The 13,951-nt window shown below is 73.4% G+C and carries 11 protein-coding genes; 3 read left to right on the top strand and 8 right to left on the bottom strand.

The genetic code is table 11. From position 1 onward, the window contains the following. Positions 1-21 precede the first annotated feature (21 nt). Both ACLQ20_RS09820 and ACLQ20_RS09815 read right to left on the bottom strand, forming a co-directional pair. Positions 22-1,419 carry an endo-1,4-beta-xylanase gene (locus ACLQ20_RS09820; RefSeq protein WP_425855090.1) on the bottom strand — a complete coding sequence of 466 codons (1,398 nt, stop codon included), beginning with the start codon at positions 1,417-1,419 and terminating at the stop codon, positions 22-24. Between the two features lie 289 nt (positions 1,420-1,708). Continuing rightward, positions 1,709-2,557, bottom strand: a complete 849-nt coding sequence (locus ACLQ20_RS09815) for an ATP-grasp domain-containing protein (RefSeq protein ID WP_192581562.1) — start codon at positions 2,555-2,557, stop codon at positions 1,709-1,711. A 116-nt stretch (positions 2,558-2,673) separates the two neighbouring features. Here ACLQ20_RS09815 and ACLQ20_RS09810 point away from each other — a divergent pair, with 116 nt between their 5' ends. Continuing rightward, entirely contained in the window at positions 2,674-2,961 is a 288-nt protein-coding gene (locus ACLQ20_RS09810) for a DUF1905 domain-containing protein (protein WP_151457058.1), read from the top strand. A gap of 79 nt (positions 2,962-3,040) precedes the next feature. Here the strand turns inward: ACLQ20_RS09810 and ACLQ20_RS09805 are convergent, their stop codons facing one another. Next, positions 3,041-3,205: a hypothetical protein gene (locus tag ACLQ20_RS09805; RefSeq protein ID WP_425855089.1), complete on the bottom strand. Its 165-nt coding sequence runs from the start codon at positions 3,203-3,205 to the stop codon at positions 3,041-3,043. A 401-nt stretch (positions 3,206-3,606) separates the two neighbouring features. Here ACLQ20_RS09805 and ACLQ20_RS09800 point away from each other — a divergent pair, with 401 nt between their 5' ends. Next, positions 3,607-5,475 carry an adenylyl cyclase gene (locus ACLQ20_RS09800; protein ID WP_425855366.1) on the top strand — a complete coding sequence of 623 codons (1,869 nt, stop codon included), beginning with the start codon at positions 3,607-3,609 and terminating at the stop codon, positions 5,473-5,475. 57 nt (positions 5,476-5,532) lie between these two features. On the opposite strand, the gene ACLQ20_RS09795 is transcribed toward ACLQ20_RS09800, so the two are convergent. Next, a complete protein-coding gene (locus ACLQ20_RS09795; RefSeq protein WP_327028173.1) occupies positions 5,533-5,892 on the bottom strand; it encodes a hypothetical protein in 360 nt (119 codons plus the stop codon). A 222-nt stretch (positions 5,893-6,114) separates the two neighbouring features. On the opposite strand from ACLQ20_RS09795, the gene ACLQ20_RS09790 reads away from it, so the two are divergent. After that, a complete protein-coding gene (locus tag ACLQ20_RS09790) occupies positions 6,115-7,458 on the top strand; it encodes a carbohydrate-binding protein (RefSeq protein WP_425855088.1) in 1,344 nt (447 codons plus the stop codon). An 87-nt stretch (positions 7,459-7,545) separates the two neighbouring features. Here ACLQ20_RS09790 and ACLQ20_RS09785 read toward each other — a convergent pair whose 3' ends face one another. The 4 genes from ACLQ20_RS09785 to kdpB form a co-directional block, all read right to left on the bottom strand. Then, the gene (locus tag ACLQ20_RS09785) at positions 7,546-8,229 is read right to left on the bottom strand and encodes a response regulator (RefSeq protein WP_151452738.1); all 684 of its coding nucleotides are present in this window, start codon (positions 8,227-8,229) and stop codon (positions 7,546-7,548) included. Further along, positions 8,226-10,778 carry a DUF4118 domain-containing protein gene (locus ACLQ20_RS09780; RefSeq protein ID WP_425855087.1) on the bottom strand — a complete coding sequence of 851 codons (2,553 nt, stop codon included), beginning with the start codon at positions 10,776-10,778 and terminating at the stop codon, positions 8,226-8,228. Before ACLQ20_RS09780 ends, ACLQ20_RS09785 begins: the two co-directional genes overlap by 4 nt. A gap of 91 nt (positions 10,779-10,869) precedes the next feature. Next, entirely contained in the window at positions 10,870-11,751 is an 882-nt protein-coding gene (locus tag ACLQ20_RS09775) for a potassium-transporting ATPase subunit C (RefSeq protein ID WP_425855086.1), read from the bottom strand. Further along, the gene (gene kdpB / locus ACLQ20_RS09770) at positions 11,751-13,937 is read right to left on the bottom strand and encodes a potassium-transporting ATPase subunit KdpB (RefSeq protein ID WP_425855085.1); all 2,187 of its coding nucleotides are present in this window, start codon (positions 13,935-13,937) and stop codon (positions 11,751-11,753) included. Before kdpB ends, ACLQ20_RS09775 begins: the two co-directional genes overlap by 1 nt. Positions 13,938-13,951: the final 14 nt, after the last annotated feature.

The following is a 13,951-nucleotide window of genomic DNA, read 5'->3' as shown; positions in this document are numbered from 1 at the left end:
CGCGCCGGGCCGTCGGACGGGTCAGCTCGCGGTGCAGGTGGGCGTGCCGGTCGGGCCGGTCCCGGTGCCCTGGAAGCCGAACTCGGTGGTGGCTCCGGCGGCGAGTCGGGCGTTGTAGTCGACGTTGCGGAACGTCACGGCGCCGCTGGTCCCGGTGGCGCGCGCGCTCCACGTGTTGGTGATCGTCGCGCCGCCCGGCAGGGTGAGGGCGACCGCCCAGCCGTTGATCGCCGCGGCGCCTGCGGTGACGCGTACCGTGGCGACGAAGCCGCCGTTCCACGAGTTCAGCGACACCGTCGCGGCGCAGTCGCCGGACGGCGGCGGGGTGGTGGGCGGCGCGGTGGTCGGGGGCGCCGTGGTGGGCGGCGGAGTGGTGCCGCCGTTGAGGGCGTCGAGGGTGGCGGTGTACGCGGGCTTCTTGTTGCCGCTGCCGTCGAAGAGCAGCGGGGTGCCGCTGGCCCGCCAGGAGTCCGTGTCCCGGATGCCCCACACGGTGATGCCGGTGCAGCGGGTCACGGCGAGGCAGGCACGCACCACCCGGCCGTAGTTGTCGGCCTGCGCCTGGCCCGAGCCCTCGATGTCCAACTCGGTGATCTGCACGTCCACGCCGAGGTTGGCGAAGCGCTGCAGGTTGGCCTGGTAGTCGGCGGGCACCGGGGAGGCGCTGTTGAAGTGCGACTGGAAGCCGACGCAGTCGATCGGCACGCCCCGGGCCTTGAAGTCCTGCACCATGGCGTACACCGCGTTGCTCTTGGCGTTCTGCCCGTCGGTGTTGTAGTCGTTGTAGCACAGCTTCGCGGTCGGGTCGGCGGCGCGCGCGGCGCGGAACGCCACCTCGATCCAGTCGTTACCGGTGCGTTGCAGGTTCGAGTCGCGGCGGGCCCCGCTGCCGCCGTCGGCGAACGCCTCGTTCACCACGTCCCAGGAGTGGATCTTGCCACGGTAGTAGGTCGCCACCTGGGTGACGTGGTTGACCATCGCCTGGCGCAGCGCGCTGCCGTTGAGGTTCTGCGCCCACCCCGGCTGCTGGGAGTGCCAGGCCAGGGCGTGGCCGCGCACCTGCATCCCGTTGGCGCGGGCGTGGTTGACGATCCGGTCGGCGTTGGCGAAGGTGAACTGGCCCTGGGACGGCTCGGTGGCGTCCCACTTCATCTCGTTCTCCGGGGTGACCGAGGTGAACTCCCGGTTGAGGATCCCGACGTACGTGGCGTCGGAGAGCTTGTTGGCGGCGACCGCGGCGCCGAAGTAGCGCCCCTTCTCGGCGGCGGACGCCCCCAGGGTCGTGCCGGCGCTGGCGCCGGACGCCACCGCGACCGTCGTGGCGGCGACGGCGAGACCGACCACGACCGACGCCAGCGCGACGCGTGGCCGCCGGCGGGTCACCGGGCGCCCGCTGGCACGGGCGAGCATGTTGTCCATGGCAGAGCCTTTCGATGAGCCGAATGGATGAGAAGGCCGCCTCGGCAACCGCCCGCCACGGTGTGGGGCCGGTGGAGTGGTCGCCCGGAGACCACGCCGCCGTCAGCATCCTCGACACCGTGAGTTGATCGAAGCCCTTCCATCGGACCGTATCGGAACATCTCCGGAACCTCAACGCCCGGTTATCGGATTCTTCCGACGGGTGCACGCTGCATCGCCGCCTCGGACAGGCTCACACCCTGCCCGCGAGCCGGACCGGCGCCTACCGGAGCACCGGAAGTTTCGGAGGTCAGGATCCGCGACGCAGGACGTCGACCAGAGCGGCCGGGTCGATGGTGGACGGCCGGTCGCTGACCTGCCCGTCACCGAGTTCGACGATCCGCCAGACGCCGTCGGCGCGCAGGGCCAGGTCCACGGTCACGAACGGCAGCCCCAGCGCCGCCACCGAACCGCTCACCGGGCCCGCGTCGAACGCCTCCGGCGGCGCGTCGTGCGGACTGTCGGGATGGGCGCCGACGAGGACGCAGACGCCGTCGACCCACCACGTGCGGACCTCGGCGGTGGTGAACCGCTCGAACCGGCGCAGCACCAGGCCGCCGACGAGGTCGTCGCCGCGCAGGTCGAGGAAGCGGCTGGCGACCCGCCAGGCGGCATCGCCGTCGTCGAGATCCGGGATGAACGCCGCCTCGTGCCAGTGGTGCTTCATCGACTTGGTGTAGTCGCGCAGCACCGCCGCCCCGCCGCCGAGCGCGCGCCTCGCCCGGTCGAATTCGGCACGCTCGGTGCCGACCGTCCACGCCGAGCGTGGCGTCAGCTCGATCAGGTCCGGGTACCAGCCCGGCAGCTCGTGGGCGCGCCGGTACTGTTCGGCGCTCGTACGCAGGCTGACGCCCCGTCGGGCCAACGCGTCCGCGAAGGCGGCGTACTGCTCGCCGCGCAGCATCCAACCGCGGTAGACCGCAACGCCCTCGGCCGTCACCCGCGACACCGCCCGCGACACGTCGTCACCACGGGTCAACGCGTCGTGGTCGACGACAGCGACCTCGACGCCGGCCTCCCGGGCGGCGCGTGCCTCCGGTGCGAAGTGGGCGTCAGGGTGGCGCGGTCGTAGCGGGTCCGAGGCGACGATCAGGAGCACGGGTGCATGCTGCCCCATCGGCGCTGACGACGCGAGCGCCGCCGGGCCGGCGCAGGACCGGCCGGCGGCACTCCGCCCGTCCCGAGGAAGTCGGTGCCCGCTCCTATGCTGAGCCGATGGACCTGGAGTTCGGTGGTGAGCTGTGGTTCTGGCGGGGCCCTGCGCCGTGGCACTTCGTCACCGTCCCCGAGGACGGCTGCCAGGAGTTGGCCGCGCGATCCGCGGGCGTGAGCTACGGCTGGGGCATGATCCCGGTCGCGGCCCGGATCGGGAAGACCGGCTGGAGCACGTCGCTGTTTCCCAAGGACGGGCGCTACATCGTGCCGGTGAAGGCGGCCGTGCGAAGGGCCGAGGGGCTGGCGGTGGGAGACACGGTGACGGTCCGGCTGGTCGTCGACGGGTGACCGGCCCACACCACACGCAGCAGCGCGACCGCGGCCGACGACACCCCTGACACGACACACCGGGCTGCGGCCGGCGCGGCTACAGCGTGGGTGGGTCCGGCAGGATCCGGAAGGCGACGTCGGCGGACTCGATCCGGGCAAGGTCCTCGGCGGTGATGCCGTGGCCGGTGAACCGCTGCACCGCGACCAGGCCCATCAGCTCCTTGCCACGGTGATGGTCGGCGAAGTCGAGGCCCGCGAGCACCCCCGCCGTCCCCCGTACCGGAAGGCACATTCCTACCATCGACGGCCGACACCGACATCGATCGAGCCGCGAGGGGCACGCCACCGGCGTCGTGCGGTGCGCGGCCCGGCGCGGTCGCTCCACGAGAACCCGCCCTGATCGCGGCGGCGCAGCAGTAGCGCCGGGGCGGATCGACAGGGTAGAAACATGCCAACCCTTCTTTCACGGCGTGATAGAAGTCGCGATGGCGAGAGAGCGCTCTCACAAAGGCGTCGTCCCCCGCCGCCGCCCCCACGAGGCAGGTCGACGACGACCGCGGTCCGGCCACCGGCGCGCCCACCCGGGCCGCGCCGGAACACCTCCCCCACCACGTCGCCGAGCCCGGCACCCGCCCCGGCCGGCGGAGAGGACGAACGATGAGAATGCAGTCCCCCGACCCGCGACGGCGGCTCCGCCGGACGCTCGCCCTCGGCCTGGTGCTGACGGCCGTCGCCAGCACCACCGGCACGGCCGCCGCCGCCGGACCGGCCCGGCACGGCGCCCCGGACTTCGGGCCCAACGTGACGATCTTCGACCCCGACACACCGGTCGCCGAGATCCAGGCGACCCTCGACGGGGCGCACGCCCGGCAGGTCGACGCCGAGATGGGCACCGCGCGGCACGCGTACCTCTTCAAGCCCGGCAGCTACGGTACGGACACGCAGCCCCTGCACGTGAAGGTCGGCTACTACACCGAGGTCTCCGGCCTGGGCGCCTCCCCCACCGACGTCACCGTCAACGGCAAGATCGAGACCTACAACCGCTGCCTCGAAGGCGGCGGGACCGGCAACTGCATCGCCCTGGTCAACTTCTGGCGCACCCTGTCCAACCTGTCGCTGTCCGTCAACGCCACCGGCCAGGACGGCTGCCGCTCCTCGGCGAACTTCTGGGCGGTCTCCCAGGCGGTGTCCATGCGCCGTCTCGACATCAGCGGCGGCGGCCTGTCCCTGATGGACTACTGCACCGCCGGCCCGCAGTACGCCAGCGGCGGCTTCATCGCCGACTCCCGGCTGCCCGCCACCACCAACGGCTCCCAGCAGCAGTGGCTCACCCGCAACAGCGAGGTCGAGAGCTGGTCCAACGCGGTGTGGAACCAGGTCTTCGCGGGCACCGTGGGCGCCCCCGACGACGCCGACTTTCCCGACCCGCCGTACACCACGCTGGACACCACGCCCCTGAGCAGGGAGAAGCCGTACCTGTTCGTCGACGACCGGGGCCGCTACCAGGTCCGCGTCCCCGCCGTCCGGCGTGACAGCCGGGGCATCTCCTGGGGCGACGGCATGACGCCGGGGCGCACCATCGGCATCCGGGACTTCTTCATCGCCAAGCCGTCCGATCCGGTGTACGTCATCAACGCCCAGCTCGCCCGCGGCAAGCACCTGCTGCTCACCCCCGGCGTGTACGACATCGCCCGCAGCATCGAGGTCCGACGGCCCGACACCGTGGTGCTCGGCATCGGTCACGCCACGCTCACCGCCGTGAACGGCGCCGTACCGCTGGACGTCGCCGGCGTGCCCGGCGTCGTCGTCGCCGGGGTGACCATCGACGCCGGCCCGACCGAGTCGCCGGTGCTGCTGCGGGTGGGGCGCGAGCACGGCCGCAACGCCAGTACCCCGCGCAACCCGATCACGCTCTCCGACGTGTACTTCCGCGTCGGCGGGCCGCACATCGGCAGGACGCACACCGCGCTGGAGGTCAACGCCGACCACGTCCTGATCGACCACACCTGGGTGTGGCGCGGGGACCACGGCGTCGAGGGCTTCACCGAGGGCGTCAACGGCGACACCGACCGCTGGCGGACCAACACCGGTCGCTACGGCGCCGTCATCAACGGCGACCACGTGACGGCCACCGGCCTGTTCGTCGAGCACTTCCAGCGGTACAACACGGTCTGGAACGGTGAGCACGGCACGACGGTCCTCTACCAGAACGAGCTGCCGTACGACCCGCCGACGCAGGCCGACTGGATGAACGGCAAGACCAGGGGTTGGGCCGGCTACAAGGTCGGCGACCGGGTGCGGCACCACACGCTGCACGGCGGCGGGGTCTACGTGTTCAACCAGAACAACCCGTCGATCCGCACGGAGAACGGCTTCGAGGTCCCCGCCGCCCCGGGCGTCAGGCTGCACCACGTCATGACCGTGAACCTGAGCGCCGGCACGATCGACCACGTGGTCAACGGCGTGGGCGCGGCGGCCGACACGACGCGGGTCGGCGAGCCCGTCTACGTCACGCGGTATCCCGCCGCGTAACCCCTGCGGGAGTCCGGGTCGGACGGGGCGCGCATCCCGCCCCGTCCGACCCGGTCGTCAGCCGGCGCAGTTGTTGTTGCGCGCGGGCTGGGTCAGCTTCTCCTGGCTGCCGAACTTCGCGTAGACCCGCAGGTAACACGGCAGCTCGACGTCGCCGTAGTAGCTCTGCACCTCGTTGGCGTAGTGCGTGGTGCCGCTCTGCGCGACCTGCCAGCCGCCGGCGTCGCCCGACTGGATCTCCCAGTAGACGTCGCCGGAGCAGCCCTGCAGGCCCTGCGACCAGGCGATGATGTTGGCCCCGTTGTAGATCTCGGACTGCACGAGCGTGCAGCTCGCCGCCTGCGCCGGGCTCGCGCCGGCGAGCAGGCCCACGGTCAGCATCGCTCCGGCTCCGACCGCCGACATCAACTTACGCATGCTCGATCTCCTCCACGATGGACGGCAGGTGTCCACCGGAGGGTATCCCGTTCCGGAGATTAGCTCCACGGCCATCGTCGATATTGGCGAAAAGTTTTACCGGCCTCCTCCGGCAGGCGTCGGCCGCCCCGCTACGGCCTCGCTGGCACGCCACCCCCGCCCCGCCGTTTACATTTAACAAAGTTAATTGATAGCCTCCCGCCATCGACGAGGAGGAATGCCATGCGACTTCGACGTACGATGCCCGCGCTGCTGGCCGGCGCGGCGCTCACCGCCACCCTGGCGGCCATGCCCGCCGTGCACGGCCGCGCCGCCGCGAATACCGCCCCCGACGTCGCCGCCGCGGCCTGCACCGCGCCGGCCTGGGCCGAGGGGACCACGTACGCCGCCGGCAGCCGGGTCAGCTATGCGGGGCGCTCCTACCAGGCGCTCGTGACGCACACGCCCCCGCCGGGCGCCGGCTGGAACCCCGCCGCGACACCCTCGCTCTGGACGGACCTCGGCGCCTGCGCCGGCGGTGGCACGCCCACACCCACCCCGACCGCCACGTCGGGGCCCTCCCCCACCCCGACGCCGACGCCCACCGCGACGCCGACCCCGCCCGGCCCGGGCACCTGCGCCGGCAAGCCGAAGCCGGCCGGCAAGGTGCTCCAGGGCTACTGGGAGAACTGGGACGGCGCGGCCAACGGCGTCCACCCGCCGCTGGGCTGGATCCCGATCACCGACGCCCGGATCCCCGCGCACGGGTACAACGTGATCAACGCGGCGTTCCCCGTCATCCGCGCCGACGGCACCGTGCTCTGGGAGGACGGCATGGACGCCACCGTCAAGGTGCCCACTCCCGCCGAGATGTGCCGCGCCAAGGCGGCCGGCCTGACCATCCTCCTGTCGATCGGTGGCGCGACCGCCGGAATCGACCTCAGCTCGGCCGCCGTCGCCGACCGGTTCGTCGCGACCGTCGTACCGATCCTCCAGCGGTACAACTTCGACGGCATCGACATCGACATCGAGACCGGGCTCACCGGCAGCGGGAACATCTCCCAGCTCTCCCCGTCGCAGGCGAACCTGATCCGCATCATCGACGGGGTGCTGGCGCGGATGCCCGCCGGCTTCGGCCTCACCATGGCGCCGGAGACCGCGTACGTCACCGGCGGCAGCGTCACCTACGGCTCCATCTGGGGCGCATACCTGCCGATCATCAAGCGGTACGCCGACAACGGCCGGCTCTGGTGGCTGAACATGCAGTACTACAACGGCAGCATGTACGGCTGCTCCGGGGACTCCTACCCGGCCGGGACCGTGCAGGGCTTCACCGCCCAGACCGACTGCCTCAACGCCGGGCTGGTCGTGCAGGGCACCACCATCCGGGTCCCGTACGACAAGCAGGTCCCCGGGCTGCCGGCGCAGCCCGGCGCCGGGGGCGGCCACATGGCCCCGGCGACGGTGGCCCAGGCGTGGAACACCTACCGGGGTGGCCTGAAGGGCCTGATGACCTGGTCGCTGAACTGGGACGGGTCGAAGGGCTGGACCTTCGGCGACAACGTGCGGGCCCTCCAGGGCCGCTGAGCCGCCGCGCACCCCGCGCGTCAACCGCCGGCCGCACCCCCGCGGCCGGCGGTCGGCGCCCCGGAACGCGCGGCGCCTCCGTCGCGTTCAGGGCCGGAACCGGTAGCCCATGCCGGGCTCGGTGATGAGGTGGCGCGGGCGGGCCGGGTCGTCCTCCAGCTTGCGGCGCAGCTGGGCCATGTACTGGCGCAGGTAGTTGGTCTCGTTCTGGTACTCGGGACCCCAGACGTCGTGCAGGAGCTGGCGCTGGCTGACGAGCTTGCCCGGGTGACGCAGCAGCTGTTCGAGCACCCCCCACTGGGTGGGGGTGAGCCGGACGTCGGCGCCGTCGTCCCGGGTGACCGTACGGGCGGCGAGGTCGACGGTGTGCCGGCCGACGCGCAGCGTGGCGGTGGTCGCGTCGGCGCTGACGTGCAGTCGCCGGGTCACGGCGCGGATCCGGGCGAGGAGTTCGTCGATGCCGAAGGGCTTGGTGACGTAGTCGTCGGCGCCGGCGTCCAGGGCCGCGACCTTGTCCTGGCTGCCGGCGCGGCCGGAGAGCACGATGATCGGGACGTGCGTCCAGCCCCGCAGGCCCCGGATGACCTCCACCCCGTCGATGTCGGGCAGGCCGAGGTCGAGCACCACCAGGTCGGGCGGGTCGCTGGCGGCTGCCTTGAGCGCGGCCGTGCCGGTCGCGACGGCCTGCACCTCGTAGCCCCGGACCCGCAGGTTGATCCGCAGGGCACGGACGATCTGCGGCTCGTCGTCGACGACCAGGATACGGGTCATTCCTGCTGCCCCTCTGCGGCGCTCGAGGTGGCGGCGGGCAACCGCAGCACCATGGTGAGGCCGCCCCCGGGGGTGGTCTCGGGAGTGATGCTGCCACCCATCGCCTCGGCGAGGCCGCGGGAGAGGGCCAGGCCGAGGCCGACGCCGGTGGCGTTGTCCCGGTCGCCCAGGCGTTGGAACGGCAGGAAGACGTGCTCCCACTGGTCCTGCGGGATGCCGGGACCGACATCGATGACGCGCAGCTCCACCTGGCCGGCGTGGGCGCTGGCGGTGATGGCCGGGGGCCGCCCGGGCGGGCTGTGCCGCAGGGCGTTGGCGACGATGTTGACCAGCACCCGCTCCAGCAGCCCCGGGTCGGCGACGGCGGCGGGCAGGTCGGCGGGGATGTCGGTGCCGACGTCGGCGGCCTGCGGACCCAGCTCGTCCAGGGCCCTCGGCACCGCGTCCTCCAGCCCGATCGGCACGCGGGTCACGCCGAGGGCACCGGCCTGCAGGCGGCTCATGTCCAGCAGGTTCGCCACGAGCCGCCCGAGCCGGTCCAGGGACTCGTCGGCGGTGGCCAGCAGCTCGTCCCGGTCGTCCGCGTCGAACTCGATGTCGTGGCTGCGCAGGCTGCTCACCGCGGCCTTCGCCGAGGCCAGCGGCGTACGCAGGTCGTGGCTGACCGCGGCGAGCAGCGCCGTACGCATCCGGTCGGCCTCGGCGAGCGGCCGGGCGCTGGCCGCCTCCTCGGCGAGGCGTTCCTGCCGCAGCGCGACCGCTGCCTGCGCGGCGAACGCCTCCACGACGCGCCGGTCCGCCGCCTCCAGCCGCCGGCCGGAAAGCACCACGGTGAGCCCGTCGTCCACCGGCACGGCCGTCTCGCCCGCGCCCGGGTTGCCCGCCGGATCCTCGCCGACGCTGGCCACGATCCGCCACGCCCCGTCCTCGCTGGCGTGCCCGGGCCGTCCCCCGGCGTCGGCGACGAGTTCGAGGACGCTGACCGCGCGCAGCCCGAACGTCTCGCGCAGCCGGTCCAGCAGCGCCGGCAGCGGCCGCTCGCCGCGCAGGACGCCACCGGCCACCGTGGCCAGCGTCTGCGCGTCGGCGGAGGCGCGCGCCGCCTCCCTGGTGCGCCGCGCCGCGACGTCGACGACCCCGCTGACGGCGACGGCGACGGCGACGAAGACGCCCAGGGCGAGCAGGTTGTCGGCCTCGGCGATGGTCAGCGTGCGGAACGGGGGCGTGAAGAACCAGTTGAGCAGCAGCGAACCGCCCAGCGCGGCGACCAGCGCCGGCCACAGCCCGCCGACGAGCGCGACCCCGACGACGCCGGTGAGGAAGAGCAGGATGTCGTTGGTGAGGCTGAGGTCCGGCAGGGCCCGCAGCAGGACCGTCAGCAGCGGCATGCCGAGCCCGGCGAGGCCGAAGCCGAGCAGCCGGCGCCGCCGCGACAGCGCGGCCGGCACGCCCGCGCCGCGCCGCCCCCGGCCCATCTCCGGGTGGGTGACCAGGTGCACGTCTATCGGCCCGGACAGCGCCGTGGTGGTCACCCCCACGCCACGGGAGAAGAGCTGCGCGAACCGGCCGCGCCGGCTCGCGCCGAGCACCAGCTGGGTGGCGTTCACGCCCCGGGCGAAGTCGAGCAGCGCCGCCGGGATGTCGGCGCCGAGCACCTGGTGGTACGTGCCGCCGAGGCTCTCCACCAGCACGCGCTGCCGGGCGAGCTGCGCCGGATCGGCGCCGGCCAGCCCGTCGCTGCGCGCGACGTGCACGGCCAGCAGGTCCGCGCCCTTGCTGCGGGCCGCGACCCGCGCGGCGCGGCGGATGAGCGTGGCGCCCTCCGGCCCGCCCGTGAGCGCCACCACCACCCGCTCGCGGGCCTCCCAGGTCTCGGAGATGCCCTGCTGGGCGCGGTAGGCGCCGAGCTGCTCGTCGACCTTGTCGGCCAGCCACAGCAGGGCCAGCTCGCGCAGGGCCGTGAGGTTGCCGATGCGGAAGTAGTTGCCCAGGGCCGCGTCGATCCGGTCCGGCCGGTAGATGTTGCCGTGCGCCATCCGGCGGCGCAGCGCCTCCGGGGTCATGTCGACCAGCTCGACCTGTTCGGCGGCACGGACCACCGCGTCGGGCACCGTCTCGCGCTGGGTGGTGCCGGTGATGCGCGCGACGACGTCGTTGACCGATTCGAGGTGCTGGACGTTGACGGTCGACAGGACGGTGATGCCGGCGTCGAGCAGCTCCCGCACGTCCTGCCAGCGCTTCTCGTGACGCGAGCCGGGCACGTTGGTGTGGGCCAGTTCGTCGACCACGGCGACCTCGGGCCGCCGGGCCAGCACCGCGTCGAGGTCCATCTCGGTGAACGCGGCGCCGCGGTAGGTCACCACCCGACGCGGCAACACCTCCAGGTCGCCGACCATCGCGGCGGTCTGGGGGCGACCGTGGGTCTCGACCAGGCCGACCACCACGTCGGTGCCGCGCTCGGCGCGCCGCCGGGCCTCCTCCAGCATCGCGTACGTCTTGCCGACGCCGGGCGCGGCCCCGAGGTAGATGCGCAGTTCTCCCCTGGGCACGCAGCCATCCTCCCTGATCACCGGCACGGCCGGTCGTCGGACCACGGACCACGGGTGGGGCGGGGCACCCGGCCCCGCCCCACGCCGGCCCTCACGCGACGGGCAGCGCCTCGTCGAGGGCGAGGTTGAGGGCGAGCACGTCGACGGCGGGGGCGCCCATGAACCCGAGCACCCGGCCCCGGGTGTGCGCGGCGACGAGGCGCCGGACCGCCGCCGGGTCCGCGCCCCGCTCACGGGCCACCCGCGCCACCTGGATGTCGGCGTACGCCGGACTGATGTGCGGGTCGAGGCCGCTGCCGCTGGCGGTGACCGCGTCGGCGGGCACGGCGGGGTTCTGTGGCGCGTCGCCCCGCACCGGCACGATCAGACCGCCGGCGGCCACGAGGTCCTCGCCGGGCCGGGCCAGCTCCACGGCCACCCCCTCGTGCGTGGCGAGGAACGGGGTGGCCGGCGCGCTCTGGTTGACGCTGACGACCCGGGTGACGGTGCCGGTCAGCCCGTCGGCGCGGAACACCGCCAGCACCGCCCCCACGCCGTCGGGGGTGCAGTAGGGACGCCGGCCGTCGACGCCGTCGAGTTCGCCGACGGCGCGACTGCGGGCGCAGACCTGGCTGAGCAGGCTCCGGCTCGACGCGCGCGGGTCCACGGCGAGCGTGTCGACCACGCTCTCCGGGCCGAGGTTGGACGCCGCGGTGGCCGTCGGGTCGTAGCCGTCGCCGGCGGCCGACGGCCGGGACTGGAAGTACCGGGGCACGGGCGCACCGTCGGCATCGGTGAACGCCTGGCCGATCAGGGCGCTGCCGACCGGCCGGCCGTCGGCGGCGAGCAGGGACCCGTCCGTCCTGTCGCGCAGGCCGGGCAGCCGACCGGCGCCGACCAGGGCGAGCGGGTAGGCCAGGCCGAGCAGCACCGTGAAGACCAGCAGCGCGCGCAGCGCGGCCACGTGTGCGGAGAGCCAGGTGGGCAGACGCATCAGGAGACCCCCGGGAGGAATTGCAGGAGCAGGTCGACGAGCTTGATGCCGACGAACGGCACGACGATGCCGCCGAGGCCGTAGACCAGCAGGTTGCGGCGCAGCAGCCGCGACGCCGACGCCGGCCGGTAGCGCACACCGCGCAGGGCCAGCGGGATCAGGGCGACGATGACCACGGCGTTGAAGACGACGGCGGCGAGGATGGCCGACTCGGGGCTGGCCAGCCGCATGACGTTCAACGCGTCGAGGCCCGGGTGGATGCCGGCGAACATGGCGGGGACGATCGCGAAGTACTTCGCCACGTCGTTGGCGATCGAGAAGGTGGTCAGCGCGCCCCGGGTGATCAGCAGTTGCTTGCCGATCTCCACGATCTCGATCAGCTTGGTCGGGTCGGAGTCCAGGTCGACCATGTTGCCGGCCTCCTTCGCGGCCGACGTGCCGGTGTTCATCGCGACGCCGACGTCGGCCTGGGCGAGGGCGGGGGCGTCGTTGGTGCCGTCGCCGGTCATCGCGACCAGCCGGCCGCCCTGCTGCTCCCGCCGGATCAGGGCGAGCTTGTCCTCGGGGGTGGCCTCGGCGAGAAAGTCGTCGACGCCCGCCTCGGCGGCGATCGCCGCAGCCGTACGCGGGTTGTCGCCGGTGACCATCACGGTGCGGATGCCCATCCGGCGCATCTCGTCGAAGCGCTCCCGCATGCCGGCCTTGACCACGTCCTTGAGGTGGATCACTCCCAGGGCCCGGGCCGGCTCGCCGTCGACGTGCTCGGCGACCACCAGCGGGGTGCCGCCCGCGCCGCTGATCTCGTCGACGATCCGCCCGAGCTGCCCGGCGGGTTCGCCGCCGTGCTCGCGGACCCACCCGGTGACGGCGGAGGCGGCGCCCTTGCGGATCCGCCGGGCCGGCCGGAGCGCGCTCCCGTCGGGGTCGAGGTCGACGCCGCTCATCCGGGTCTGCGCGGTGAACGGCACGAACGTGGCGTGCGGGAGCAGACCGGGCTCGCGCTCGCGCAGCCCGAACTCCTGCTTGGCCAGGACGACCACCGAGCGGCCCTCGGGGGTCTCGTCGGCGAGGCTGGCCAGCTGCGCCGCGTCGGCGACGAAACTCGCGTCGACGCCGTCGACGGGCAGGAACCCGGCGGCCTGCCGGTTGCCGAGGGTGATGGTGCCGGTCTTGTCCAGCAGGAGGGTGTCGACGTCGCCGGCCGCCTCCACGGCCCGGCCGCTCATGGCCAGGACGTTGCGCTGGACCAGGCGGTCCATGCCGGCGATGCCGATGGCCGACAGCAGCGCGCCGATGGTGGTGGGGATGAGGCAGACCAGCAGCGACACCAGCACCACGCCCGTCACGCCGGCGTCGGTGATCGCGCCGTTGTCGGGCGCCGCCGCCTGGTGGCCCTTGGCGAAGACGGCAAGCGGCTGGAGGGTCGCCACCACCAGCAGGAAGACGACGGTGAGCGCGGCGAGCAGGACGTTCAGCGCGATCTCGTTCGGCGTCTTCTGCCGGTTGGCGCCCTCGACCAGCGCGATCATCCGGTCGACGAAGCTCTCTCCCGGCCGCTGGGTGATCCGTACGACGATCCGGTCGGAGAGCACCCGGGTGCCGCCGGTGACTGCGCTGCGGTCGCCACCGGACTCCCTGATCACCGGGGCGGACTCGCCGGTGATGGCCGACTCGTCGACGCTGGCGATGCCCTCCACCACGTCGCCGTCGCCCGGGATCAGCTCCCCGGCCGCCACCAGGACGACGTCGCCCTGCGCGAGTTCCGGCGCGGGCACCGCCTCGTCGCGGTAGGTGCCGGCCGCGGCGCCCGGCGTCCAGTCGCGCAGGCGGGTGGCCACGGTGTCCTTCCTGGCGTGGCGCAGGCTGGCGGCCTGTGCCTTGCCGCGACCCTCGGCCACGGCCTCGGCGAGGTTGGCGAAGAGCACGGTCAGCCACAGCCAGGCCGCGACGGCGAACGCGAACGCCGACGGGTCGGCCAGCGCGAGCACGGTGGTGCAGGCCGCGCCGATCTCGACGATCAGCATCACGGGGTTGCGCCACAGGGTGCGGGGATCGAGCTTGCGCAGCGCGTCGGGCAGCGACCGCAGCAGCTGCCGCGCGTCCAGCAGGCCGCCGCCCCGGCCACCGCGTACGGCGGGGGTGCCCGCGTCGGCACGGGCCTCGGGTGCCCGCGTGGCGACGGTCATGGTCTCTTTCCTCA

This window comes from Micromonospora sp. DT46 (assembly GCF_049841735.1).
GTDB lineage: Bacteria > Actinomycetota > Actinomycetes > Mycobacteriales > Micromonosporaceae > Micromonospora > Micromonospora reichwaldensis.
Note: the sequence above shows the minus strand (reverse complement) of the source record. Positions and strands in the feature narration are given on the sequence as shown.

Excerpts from the sequence above, each read along its gene's own strand:
- ACLQ20_RS09795 (WP_327028173.1), bottom strand. The coding sequence starts at position 5,892 with ATGCGTAAGTTGATGTCGGCGGTCGGAGCCGGAGCGATGCTGACCGTG.
- ACLQ20_RS09785 (WP_151452738.1), bottom strand. The coding sequence starts at position 8,229 with ATGACCCGTATCCTGGTCGTCGACGACGAGCCGCAGATCGTCCGTGCC.
- ACLQ20_RS09810 (WP_151457058.1), top strand. The coding sequence starts at position 2,674 with ATGGACCTGGAGTTCGGTGGTGAGCTGTGGTTCTGGCGGGGCCCTGCG.
- ACLQ20_RS09775 (WP_425855086.1), bottom strand. The coding sequence starts at position 11,751 with ATGCGTCTGCCCACCTGGCTCTCCGCACACGTGGCCGCGCTGCGCGCG.
- ACLQ20_RS09790 (WP_425855088.1), top strand. The coding sequence starts at position 6,115 with ATGCGACTTCGACGTACGATGCCCGCGCTGCTGGCCGGCGCGGCGCTC.
- ACLQ20_RS09820 (WP_425855090.1), bottom strand. The coding sequence starts at position 1,419 with ATGGACAACATGCTCGCCCGTGCCAGCGGGCGCCCGGTGACCCGCCGG.
- ACLQ20_RS09800 (WP_425855366.1), top strand. The coding sequence starts at position 3,607 with ATGCAGTCCCCCGACCCGCGACGGCGGCTCCGCCGGACGCTCGCCCTC.
- kdpB (WP_425855085.1), bottom strand. The coding sequence starts at position 13,937 with ATGACCGTCGCCACGCGGGCACCCGAGGCCCGTGCCGACGCGGGCACC.